The organism is Winogradskyella sp., from assembly GCF_016744625.1.
Lineage (GTDB): Bacteria > Bacteroidota > Bacteroidia > Flavobacteriales > Flavobacteriaceae > Winogradskyella.
In genome coordinates this window covers 1-11180 of the sequence record NZ_JADGDZ010000103.1, presented here as the reverse complement: position 1 = coordinate 11180, position 11180 = coordinate 1, and the positions used below count along the sequence as shown (strand labels likewise).

The following is an 11180-nucleotide window of genomic DNA, read 5'->3' as shown; positions in this document are numbered from 1 at the left end:
ATACCTAACAATTGTTTTAGGGCTTTATTCTCAAATTGTATTAGGCGTCATTCAAGTACTTAGCGCTTTAGTATTATTTACTTATTGGAAAAAGTTTTCCTCAAAAACTAAAGAGCAATTATACATTTATTGGTCAATCACAATTATATACGGTCTTTGTTGGTTATTTGATTGGAGAAATTTTGATAGCTCTTTCATAATAATCTTTGGAGTAATGGTTCTACCAATGTGTATTGCAGGATACTTTTTATATATAATTAATTCAATTAAAAGTCTTTAGAAATGAAAATACAAATTCCAAATTGGCTAATCATTTTAGGAGGATGTGGCCAAATATTCACAGCACTTATATATCCATTTATTAGACACAGAGTTTTTGATTGGTATACAGATGTAAAACAATTAAAACCTTTAAATCAAGAAATAGCTAAAACTTATGGACGTTATATACAAGGTTTAAACTTTTCATTTGGTTTAATTGCAATTCTTTTACCAAATGACTTGAAGAATGGAACCAATTTAGCCATTGCCTTAACAGGATTAATTGCAGCATATTGGGTTGGCAAAGTAGCAACTCAGATTGCTTATTATCCAATGTATCAAATTCCACAGAAAACTATTTTTAAAATTGGAAGCTATTTTATGAACTTTCTTTTCACACTCTTTGCTATAGTATATACTTGGTTGCTAATTCACAACATATAAATATCTAAATCATGAAAACTCAAACCATAGAATTCAAAAATCACTCAGAACAAAACAAAATAGAAATGATTGATTTCTATAACGAAGCTTCAGAAGATTACGAATTTTGGAGTAACGACTTTAATATGCATTTTGGGTATTTCATCCCTTTTAAAACTAATCCTTTTAAAAGAGATAGTATGCTCAACCAAATGAATGCTCAAGTCATAAAGCGTTTAAGAATCAATAATACTAAAAACAGGCTAATAGATTTAGGTTGTGGTATGGGAGGAACTATACGTTACGCGCTAAAACAATACAAAAATGTGATTGCTTATGGAGTCACACTTTCAGATTTTCAGGTACAACAAGGTAATAATCTATTAAAAGGAAAGAATGGAATCATTTTGAAAGAGAATTATAATAACACCTCATTTCAATCTAATTCATTTGATTCTGCGTTAGCGATAGAAAGCTTTTGTCATTCTGGTCATGGTGAAAATTCATTAAAAGAAGCACATAGAGTTTTAAAACCAGGAGGTCGATTAGTTATCGCAGATGCATTCTTAAAAAAAGAAATGAATGAGCTTTGCAAAGGTGCTGATTATTCTTATCGAAGCTTATGCGATCATTGGAGTCTAGAAAAATTAGAAACACATACTTACATAAAGGAGACCCTCAAAACGTTAGGTTTTGAAAATGTTAAAGTAGAAGATGTGTCTTTTAGAGTAGCTCCTTCTGTCCTCCATGTACCATTTGCAATTACAGGTTTTATTCTAAAAAAACTTTTGAGTTTTAAATCTATCAAAAGGGAAAGTTTTCATAATCTTAAAGGTTCGTTTTATGCTTTGTTAACTGGTTTACATATGAAAAGCTTTGGGTACTACATTATCAGTGCTACTAAAGAAAATTCTTAAACTAAAGGCTTAAATTACCATTCTAAAAAGACGATAATTTCTCGTTTTTTTATCCTATTTTTGGTTCAGCAATGAAAAACAAAAATGGCTAACCATCAAATAGAACCTAATAACTGGATAAAATTATATTCTGATTATCTCTTTAACTACACCATCACACGTGTTAGTGACAGAGAAACAGCTCAAGATTTGGTGTCAGAAACTTTTTTGGCAGGTTTAAAGTCTATGGCAAACTTTAAAGGTGAAGCCAGTGAACGCACATGGTTAATATCTATTTTGAAACGAAAAATTATTGACCATTACAGAAAAACAAATTCTAAAAAAGGTAAAGCCGAAGTTAGAATGAGTTACAATAGTGATTCGGATGCTGAAGGAGATTGGTTAGAAGAGCGAGTCGCTGATCCTTTTGATAAAACAGCAGAAGACAAATTAGAAAACTCAGAATTAGGTGATGCCATCCATAATTGCTTAGAAAAACTACCTGAGAAACAAGCTGAAGTTTTTAAAATGAAAACGATTTTAGGATACGATACAGAAACTATTTGTAATGAATTAAATATAACCGCGTCTAACCTTTGGGTAATTATACATAGAGCAAGAACTGCTCTTGCTGGTTGCATGGAAAAAAATTGGTTTTAATAATGAAGAAAAGTTTTTTATTTATAAGTTGTGATGAGGCAAAACATATTTGTGATAAGACACAATATGATGAAGCGACAGGATGGGAGCGAATTAAACTAGGCATTCGTTTATCTTGGTGTAAATTCACAAAAGCCTATTCTCAAAACAATAATAAACTCACTGAAGTTGTAGAAAAGGCAGAAGTAAATTGCATGAAAAAGGATGAGCGCGATAAGCTTCAAGATCAATTCAACAAAGAATTAGTAAAGCATCAATAAGATAATTAGCCAAACCATTGGTACACTCTCTACCCAAAAAGCACTGTAATATTTTGATTGCTTTTTATTAGAAAAAATCACAAATAAAAGCGTTACAAATAATACTATTAATGTTACCAATACAGAATTACCTGTCAATTCATCCTTAAAATATTCCAATACAAAAAACACCATCAAAAGTAAAATGCCAATAATCTTAGTGTTCTTAATCCCTATTTTTTGTGGTATTGTAGCCAATTTAAGACTATCATAATTGAGGTCTCTAATTTCAAAAGGCAGCATCAAAACAATTACAAAAACAAAACGTTGAACACATGTAATTACAACATCTGTATTCAAACTAATTTCATTATCAATTAAAGGTAAAAGGACTGTCGTAAATGTCCAAACAATTGCAATCACATATACTTTTAATCCTCCTATTTCTCTTAAGTTCTTTTGACTATCTCTAAAGTATCGCATAGGTATAAGAGGCATAGCATATAAGAAAGTTATAAGTCCGAATATTGAAAGTAATAAAAGAGTTTTCATCTCTAGCTGAAAAGCATAATAACCCATAGCAATAAATGCGATAAAAGAAAATATCTGAATCACTTTTAACCAGCGTGCTAAACTACGATGATGAAATTTTGCTACTCCAAAATACTTTACAAAATTGTAGCCAGTAATCGTTGCAAAAAATGCGAAGTATAGCACATTTTCATCATAATCTAATTCAAACTGAATTAGTGTTACCCATGTCAAAGCATATACTGCTAATGCAACATGAATACTACTATTGAGATAAAAGTTAAGTATACGTTTTAAGACCTCCACAATACAAAAATAGGCATTGTGTTAATAACCCATTATTATGGTTAAAAACTTTAATTCTCATTAACAAAATAAAAAGGCGAATTCCGTATTTTTGTATATCAAAAAAACAGCTAATTAAGGAATGAATACAACCTCTTTTGCACTTAGACATATTGGCCCAAATTCGCAGGACCAAAAAGCCATGTTAAATACTATCGGTATTACAAATATTGAACAGTTGGTTTATGAAACTGTACCTGATGATATTCGCCTAAAAAACGACTTAGATTTAGAGCCAGCCATGAGCGAACAAGAGTATTTAAGTCATATTTATGAACTTTCTAAACTCAATAAAGTTTTTAAATCATACATCGGTTTAGGTTATCATCCATCTAATTTACCTGCTGTAATTCAGCGCAATATTTTAGAAAATCCAGGTTGGTACACAGCATATACACCATACCAAGCAGAAATTGCTCAAGGTCGTTTAGAGGCGTTGTTAAATTTTCAAACTATGGTTATTGACTTAACAGGTATGGAAATTGCTAATGCCTCACTTTTAGATGAAAGTACAGCAGCAGCAGAGGCTATGAGTTTACTTTTTGCTGTTAGAGAGCGTGACCAAAAGAAAGCAGGAATTAATAAATTCTTTGTTTCTGATTTGGTTTTACCTCAAACTATTTCCTTGTTAGAAACTAGAGCTAATCCTATTGGAATTGAATTAGTTATTGGTAATGAAGCTGAGTTTAATCTTTCTGAAGATTTCTTTGGCGCACTATTGCAGTATCCAGGAAAGAACGGACAAATTACAGATATAAAAAGTTTTATCGAAAAAGCAAATGCATCAAGAATCAAAGTTGCAGTTGCTGCAGATATTTTAAGTTTGGTTACTCTTGAAGCACCAGGGAAATTTGGCGCAGATGTTGTCGTTGGCACAACACAACGCTTTGGAATCCCTATGGGCTACGGAGGACCACATGCTGCTTATTTCGCAACCAAAGAAGCTTATAAGCGCGATGTACCAGGTCGTATTATTGGAGTTACCAAAGATACTAATGGCAATAGAGCTTTACGTATGGCTTTGCAAACTCGAGAGCAACATATTAAACGAGACAAAGCAACCTCTAACATCTGTACAGCACAAGTTTTACTTGCTGTGATGGCAGGAATGTATGCTGTATATCATGGCCCAAAAGGTTTATCATTTATTGCAAATAAAGTAAGAAACTCTACTTCTACATTGGCTAATGCTTTAGAAGGTTTAAGTCTAGAACAAACAAATTCACATTATTTTGATACACTACAAATAAAAGTAGATGCTGTTAAGGTAAAGTATCAAGCGGAGAAAAAAGAAGTTAACTTTCATTATCCAGATACCAATACGGTAACGATTTCAATAAATGAAACGACAACAATTTCAGACTTAAATGAAATTATTTCAATTTTTGAAATCGTTACAGGAAATTCAACAGATAAAATTGAATCCATTTCAACAACTGATAACATTCCAAATCATTTGAAGCGTAAGTCTGATTTTCTAACATTTGATGTCTTTAATTCATACCATTCTGAAACAGAATTAATGCGTTATATAAAACGTTTAGAGCGTAAAGATTTAGCACTAAACCACTCTATGATTTCGCTTGGTTCTTGTACAATGAAATTAAATGCAGCCTCAGAAATGTTGCCATTAAGTTGGAGCAGTTGGGGAAATATACATCCATTTGTTCCTGCAGATCAGCCTATAGGATACAAATTAATGTTAAATGCTCTAGAAAATCAATTAACAGAAATCACTGGTTTTGCAGCTACTTCCTTACAACCAAATTCTGGTGCTCAAGGTGAATTTGCTGGGCTCATGGTTATTAAAGCTTATCATGAATCTCGTGGAGATCATCACAGAAACATCTGTTTAATTCCATCTTCTGCACATGGCACAAATCCTGCAAGTGCAGTTATGGCTGGTATGAAAGTCGTGGTAACCAAAGCTACTGACAACGGAAATATTGACGTAGAAGATTTAAGAGAAAAAGCAAAATTACACGCAGCTAATTTATCTGCTTTGATGGTAACTTACCCTTCAACCCATGGAGTTTATGAATCTGCAATTAGAGAAATAACGCAAATCATTCACGATAATGGTGGACAAGTCTATATGGATGGTGCCAATATGAATGCTCAAGTTGGTTTAACAAATCCAGGGAATATAGGCGCAGATGTGTGTCATTTAAATTTACATAAAACCTTTGCGATTCCGCATGGAGGTGGTGGACCAGGTGTTGGGCCAATCTGTGTAGCAGAACAGTTAGTTCCGTTTTTACCTGGAAACCCAATAGTAAAAACTGGTGGTCACCAGGCTATTTCAGCGATTTCGGCAGCACCTTTTGGATCGTCTTTAGCATGTATAATTTCTTATGGATACATAAAAATGTTAGGAGCAAAAGGCTTAAAACAATCTACAGAAACCGCTATTTTAAATGCTAATTATATTAAAGAGCGTTTAGAAGGTTTTTATCCAACATTATATACTGGCGAAAACGGAAGAGCTGCTCACGAAATGATTATAGATTGTCGTGATTTTAAAGCTAATGGTATTGAGGTTACAGACATCGCCAAACGACTTATGGATTATGGGTTTCATGCACCAACTGTATCTTTTCCTGTTGCTGGCACTATGATGATAGAACCAACAGAAAGTGAAAACAAGGCAGAAATGGACCGTTTTTGTGATGCCATGATTTCTATTAGAAAAGAAATTGAGACAGCTTCCAAAGATGAACCAAACAACGTTCTTAAAAATGCACCACATACGATGGATATGTTAACTTCTGACGAATGGCTACTACCATATACTAGAGAAGTTGCTGCATTTCCTTTAGATTATGTGAGAGATAATAAATTTTGGCCAAGTGTAAGACGTGTCAATGATGCTTATGGCGATAGAAACCTAATATGTAGTTGTGCGCCAATTGAGGATTATATTGATGCTTAATGGAAATGAAGCTTAATAAAAGCATTCTAAATGAGTGCTTTTATTCTGTTTTATAATTTATAGGTGCTATTTGTTACGAATTCAGTAAAAATGAACGGTTCAAAAGCAGAAAGCAATAAAAATTCTTTATTATTCAGTAGCTTCGTAACAATGAAATTGATATAAAATATAGGATGAGTATTAGAATTACAGGAACGGGAAGTTATATACCAAGTATTATTGAAAAAAACGAAGATTTTTATAATCACGAATTTTTAAATGCTGATGGATCCTCTATAAATAGTCCGAATGAGGTTATTGTAAAAAAGTTTGAAGCTATTACTGGCATACAAGAACGTCGCTATATTAAAGACAACCTATTAAATTCTGATATTGCTTTTTTTGCCTCTCAAAAAGCAATTGCCGACGCAAAAATTGATAAAGAAAGTATTGATTATATTATTGTCGCTCACAATTATGGTGATGTAAAACATAACACAGAACAGAGTGACACTGTACCAAGTATTGCTTCACGAGTTAAACATTTATTGAAAATTGAGAATCCTAAATGTGTTGGTTATGACCTGCTTTTTGGTTGTCCTGGTTGGATTGAGGGTGTTATACAAGCTAAAGCTTTTATAGCTTCAGGTATTGCAAAACGATGTTTAGTTATTGGTACAGAAACTTTATCTCGTGTTATTGACAAACACGATAGAGATTCAATGATTTATAGTGATGGTGCTGCTGCAGTTATTATTGAAGCATCGGATGAAGCTGGTGGTATTATTGCTCACGATAGCGCTACCTATACCTTAGATGAAGCACATTTTATTTATTTTGGTGAAACCAACAACCCGGAAATTACAGATCAACGTAAGTACATTAAAATGTATGGCCGTAAGATTTATGAATTTGCATTAACCAATGTGCCTCTTGCATTAAAATCGTGTTTAGACAAAAGTGGTCATTCAATTAAAGATGTTAAAAAAATATTGATTCATCAGGCTAATGAAAAAATGGACGAGGCTATTGTAAAGCGCTTCTACAAACTACACAATATGGAAATGCCAGATGGTATTATGCCAATGACCATTAATATATTAGGTAACTCTAGTGTGGCAACTGTACCTACGCTTTACGATATGATTTTAAAAGGTCAACTTGAAAATCAGGAAATTAATAAAGGAGATGTCATTATGTTTGCAAGTGTTGGTGCTGGTATGAATATTAATGCGATTGTTTATCAACATTAATTAAATAGATCCCAATACCTCGGAAAATAAATATGTACGAAAAAACTTTTCCTAATAAACGCTTCAAGCATACTTTAGAGTTTTTAAAAAAACATATAAATACATCAGAACCCATTTTAGATTTAGGTGTAAAAAACCCGTTTTCGGACATTATGATATCTGAAGGTTATTCAGTTGAAAATACAACTGGAGAAGATTTAGATGAAGATCATTCTACAATCAAAAATGCATCTGAAAAAGTCGTTACAGCTTTTGAAATATTTGAGCATTTACTCTCACCTTATGAAGTTTTAAAATCCATTAAAGCAGATAAATTAGTCATCAGTATTCCCTTAAGACTATGGTTTTCTCCCGCTTACAGAAGTAAAACTGATATGTGGGACAGACATTACCATGAGTTTGAAGATTGGCAATTAGATTGGCTTTTAGAAAAAACAGGTTGGAGCATTAAAGCAAGAGATAAATGGACTAACCCTGTAAAAAAAATAGGCCTTAGACCTTTACTACGACAGTTTACTCCAAGATATTATATTGTTTACGCAGAAAGAGTTTAACTTTGAGGAAATAGTTTTCAATTTGAATATCTACATTGTCATTCCTGCACATAATGAAGACCAATACATTGGTAAGACTTTACAATCTTTAGTTGAACAATCTCAACGTCCTAAAAAAATTGTTGTAGTTAACGATAATTCAAATGATAATACTCAGTCAATTGTTGAAGAATTTACTGGAAAACATAATTGGATTTCTATACTAAATATAAAATCTTTTGATGCTCATTTACCAGGTTCAAAAATTATAAACGCCTTTAATAAAGGCTTAGATACTTTAGATGACAACTATGATATGATTTGCAAGTTTGATGCAGATCTTATTTTTCCTAACAATTACTTAGAACAGATTACGAATCATTTTAAGGCTAATCCCAAATTAGGCATGACTTCAGGGTTTTGTTATATTCAAAAAAACGATCAATGGGTTTTGGAAAACTTAACTCGTAAAGATCATATTCGCGGAGCACTCAAGGCATATAGAAAAGAATGCTTCAATCAAATAGGACAATTAAAATCTTCAATGGGTTGGGATACAGTTGATGAATTATTAGCAAAATATCATGGATGGGAGATTTTAACTGATGAAACACTTTATGTAAAACATTTAAAACCAACTGGTCAATCTTATAATAGGGCTTCAAAACATCTGCAAGGTGAAGCTATGTACAAAATGCGTTATGGATTTTGGATCACTCTAATTTCAGCTTTAAAATTGGCTTATAGAAAAGGGAGTTTTAGATTGTTTAGAGACTATATGTTTGGTTACTTTATATCCAATTCTAAAGGAACTGAATTCTTAGTTTCTAAAGAAGAAGGTGAATTTATTAGAAGCTTTCGCTGGAAGGGAATTAAAAAGAAGTTTAGAAAATGAGATTCCTGCTTTCGCAGGAATTTAAAAACTCCAGTTTTTATAATTGCTAGACGCTTCTAATTTATTTTCTATTGTATTCTCTAATTCCGGAAAGAAATCAATTCCCGTTAATTTTTCTACCTCATCAACAGAAACCACGAATTCATATAATGGTAAATCAGAATCTTTGTGCTTCATCAAAAATGCCAATACTTTAATCTTTCCGTTAGTATTATCTAAAATGACTTTATAAAATTGATTTGGGACAGCGACTTCTTCGTCTCCAATAGTTTTAAGTCCATGCTTTAGAATGCCACCTGTAACTACAAAAACTCCATCATTTTTTCTCGCCCAATACCGTACTTTTTGTTCCAAGCGATTCCAAACACCAGCGTTAAATTCATGTTTTTGTGGGCTAATATTACTCGTTAAAAACGTTTCGTCATGTGCTTTCTTAGTAAATCTTCTATCACCTGCAGGACACAAATGCCCTCTATCATAACCCGATTTCTTATAATTTCTCCAATGCGCAGCTTTTGTCTTTACTGCTTTATCAATTTCAAAATAAGGTCTTTTATGATTTGTAGTACTTAAATGCGATGCTTTTAATTCATAAGCAACCCATTCAGCTTGCTCATATGGCTCGCTATAAGACAATGAATAATTTTGATGATGTACTATTTGACCTGTTGTGCTTGTAGGTAAAAAATACGCGTTAGTATTTTCTTTTGGTATTTCACCAGTTTTAATAATTACTAATTGCTCTTCTGATTTTTGATAATAATCATATGCATAAATAGCAACTAAAATAAGAATCGCAATGATTGAATAAATTTGTTTTTTCTTCAAAACAACTAATCTATAACAAAACCTAAAACGCTACCTGTAGCACCATTAGGAAAACTAATACCTAAAAGAGCAGACATTGTTGGTGCAATATCTGGTATCTCTGTTTTCTCATAAGTCTCACCATGTTCTATTCCTTTCCCAAAAAACAACAGTGGCACATGTGTATCATAGTTTAATCCACTACCATGAGTAGAACCAGTTTTACTATAAGAAATGTGCGCAATATCATCTACTAAAATAACATCACCTGATCGTTTTTGATTAAAACCGTTTTGTAACAACATTTCTATTCCTGTTGTGTAATTTGTTGTATTCATTGTTGCAGCTGTATAAACCTTAGCTGCATTCTTATAACCAATTAACTCATTAGCAATAGCATTCTGAACATCTATAAGATTTAAACCTAATGCTTTTACTTTCTTACGATCTAGAAAAACTTGATTATTGCTTATATTCTCTAAAACATCCTTTGTTCCATAAGTTTCAACTAAGAAATCTTGAAATTTTGCTTTCCTGTCATTATTATCAATATATCCTGCAGGAATCTTAACCGATTGCAAGTAAGCTGGTACATTAACGGCTCCATGATCTGCAGTTAAGAAAACTGTATATTCATCTTTTCCTACAGTCTCATCTAAATACTTAAAGAAGCGTTCTAAATCCTTATCCAAACGTATGTAAGTATCCTCAATTTCTTTAGAATTAACTCCGAAATTATGGCCTACATAATCTGTACTACTAAAACTAACGGTTAACACATCAGTAATTTCGTCTTCACCTAATTGCTCCCCTTTTATGGCAGCCATAGCAAAATCAGCCGTTAAACTATTTCCATAAGGAGTTGCTTTTAGAATATCGAAACCACGATTGTCTTTGCTCAAAGTTTTTAAATCATAAGGAAATGTGGCTCTATCTTTACCTGTAAATCCTCTTTCAAAATTATTTTCATCGCTTCCACTTTCAGTATAAGTAGAAATATCATATACTGTATTCCACGTTTTTAAATAAGATTCAGCAGCTTCAGAACTATTAAATTCAGTAACCCAATTTGGTAATGAATTCATGTAAAAGGAACTTGTAATCCAAGACCCTTCCTCTCTACCATGAAACCAATATGCCGCATTAGCTGTATGACCAGCTGGTAGAATAGCGCCTCTATCTTTTAATGAAACACCAATAGTTTTCCCTCGCATTTGTGTAAACAATCTATTCTCATCAGAAAAACTTGTTGTTAGCATTCTATGTGGTGACATTTTACCTGCTCTATTATCAGTACCAATAGGTTCTACATTATCGTCACCTGCACAATAAACAACTTTTTTCGTATCCTTATCATACCAATTATTACTTATAATCCCATGATATTTGGGTGTTGTACCTGTATATACCGAAGCATGTCCAGGAC

At 32.6% G+C, this 11180-nt stretch carries 12 protein-coding genes; 9 read left to right on the top strand and 3 right to left on the bottom strand.

Annotated elements, in window-relative coordinates; all coding sequences use genetic code 11:
• The 5 genes from QZZ53_RS15250 to QZZ53_RS15230 all read left to right on the top strand — a co-directional run.
• Positions 1-280: hypothetical protein (locus QZZ53_RS15250; RefSeq protein WP_296386269.1), on the top strand; the 280-nt coding region annotated here is incomplete at its 5' end.
• 2 nt (positions 281-282) lie between these two features.
• The gene (locus tag QZZ53_RS15245; RefSeq protein ID WP_296386267.1) at positions 283-705 is read left to right on the top strand and encodes a hypothetical protein; all 423 of its coding nucleotides are present in this window, start codon (positions 283-285) and stop codon (positions 703-705) included.
• A gap of 11 nt (positions 706-716) precedes the next feature.
• Positions 717-1601: a methyltransferase domain-containing protein gene (locus tag QZZ53_RS15240; protein WP_296386265.1), complete on the top strand. Its 885-nt coding sequence runs from the start codon at positions 717-719 to the stop codon at positions 1599-1601.
• An 84-nt stretch (positions 1602-1685) separates the two neighbouring features.
• Positions 1686-2240 (top strand): sigma-70 family RNA polymerase sigma factor, encoded by a 555-nt coding sequence (locus tag QZZ53_RS15235; protein WP_296386263.1) that lies wholly within the window; start codon positions 1686-1688, stop codon positions 2238-2240.
• Between the two features lie 2 nt (positions 2241-2242).
• Positions 2243-2500, top strand: coding sequence for a hypothetical protein (locus QZZ53_RS15230; RefSeq protein WP_296386261.1), 258 nt, complete (start codon positions 2243-2245; stop codon positions 2498-2500).
• Here QZZ53_RS15230 and QZZ53_RS15225 read toward each other — a convergent pair.
• Entirely contained in the window at positions 2483-3316 is an 834-nt protein-coding gene (locus QZZ53_RS15225) for a hypothetical protein (RefSeq protein WP_296386259.1), read from the bottom strand. The genes QZZ53_RS15230 and QZZ53_RS15225 overlap by 18 nt on opposite strands.
• A gap of 121 nt (positions 3317-3437) precedes the next feature.
• Between QZZ53_RS15225 and gcvP the strand changes: the two genes are divergently transcribed.
• The 4 genes from gcvP (at position 3438) to QZZ53_RS15205 (ending at position 8947) form a co-directional block, all read left to right on the top strand.
• Entirely contained in the window at positions 3438-6287 is a 2850-nt protein-coding gene (gene gcvP, locus QZZ53_RS15220) for an aminomethyl-transferring glycine dehydrogenase (RefSeq protein ID WP_296386257.1), read from the top strand.
• Between the two features lie 173 nt (positions 6288-6460).
• Positions 6461-7519: a ketoacyl-ACP synthase III gene (locus tag QZZ53_RS15215; RefSeq protein ID WP_296386255.1), complete on the top strand. Its 1059-nt coding sequence runs from the start codon at positions 6461-6463 to the stop codon at positions 7517-7519.
• 32 nt (positions 7520-7551) lie between these two features.
• Positions 7552-8073 carry a methyltransferase gene (locus QZZ53_RS15210; protein ID WP_296386253.1) on the top strand — a complete coding sequence of 174 codons (522 nt, stop codon included), beginning with the start codon at positions 7552-7554 and terminating at the stop codon, positions 8071-8073.
• Between the two features lie 22 nt (positions 8074-8095).
• A complete protein-coding gene (locus QZZ53_RS15205; protein WP_296386251.1) occupies positions 8096-8947 on the top strand; it encodes a glycosyltransferase family 2 protein in 852 nt (283 codons plus the stop codon).
• A gap of 21 nt (positions 8948-8968) precedes the next feature.
• Here the strand turns inward: QZZ53_RS15205 and QZZ53_RS15200 are convergent, their stop codons facing one another.
• Positions 8969-9775, bottom strand: coding sequence for a DNA/RNA non-specific endonuclease (locus QZZ53_RS15200; RefSeq protein WP_296386249.1), 807 nt, complete (start codon positions 9773-9775; stop codon positions 8969-8971).
• 5 nt (positions 9776-9780) lie between these two features.
• Positions 9781-11180: alkaline phosphatase PafA (gene pafA, locus QZZ53_RS15195; RefSeq protein WP_296386248.1), on the bottom strand; the 1400-nt coding region annotated here is incomplete at its 5' end.

Bases quoted from the DNA above. Each gene is read 5' to 3' on its own strand.
- QZZ53_RS15230 (WP_296386261.1), top strand. From the start codon at position 2,243: ATGAAGAAAAGTTTTTTATTTATAAGTTGTGATGAGGCAAAACATATT.
- QZZ53_RS15215 (WP_296386255.1), top strand. From the start codon at position 6,461: ATGAGTATTAGAATTACAGGAACGGGAAGTTATATACCAAGTATTATT.
- QZZ53_RS15235 (WP_296386263.1), top strand. From the start codon at position 1,686: ATGGCTAACCATCAAATAGAACCTAATAACTGGATAAAATTATATTCT.
- QZZ53_RS15240 (WP_296386265.1), top strand. From the start codon at position 717: ATGAAAACTCAAACCATAGAATTCAAAAATCACTCAGAACAAAACAAA.
- QZZ53_RS15210 (WP_296386253.1), top strand. From the start codon at position 7,552: ATGTACGAAAAAACTTTTCCTAATAAACGCTTCAAGCATACTTTAGAG.
- gcvP (WP_296386257.1), top strand. From the start codon at position 3,438: ATGAATACAACCTCTTTTGCACTTAGACATATTGGCCCAAATTCGCAG.
- QZZ53_RS15245 (WP_296386267.1), top strand. From the start codon at position 283: ATGAAAATACAAATTCCAAATTGGCTAATCATTTTAGGAGGATGTGGC.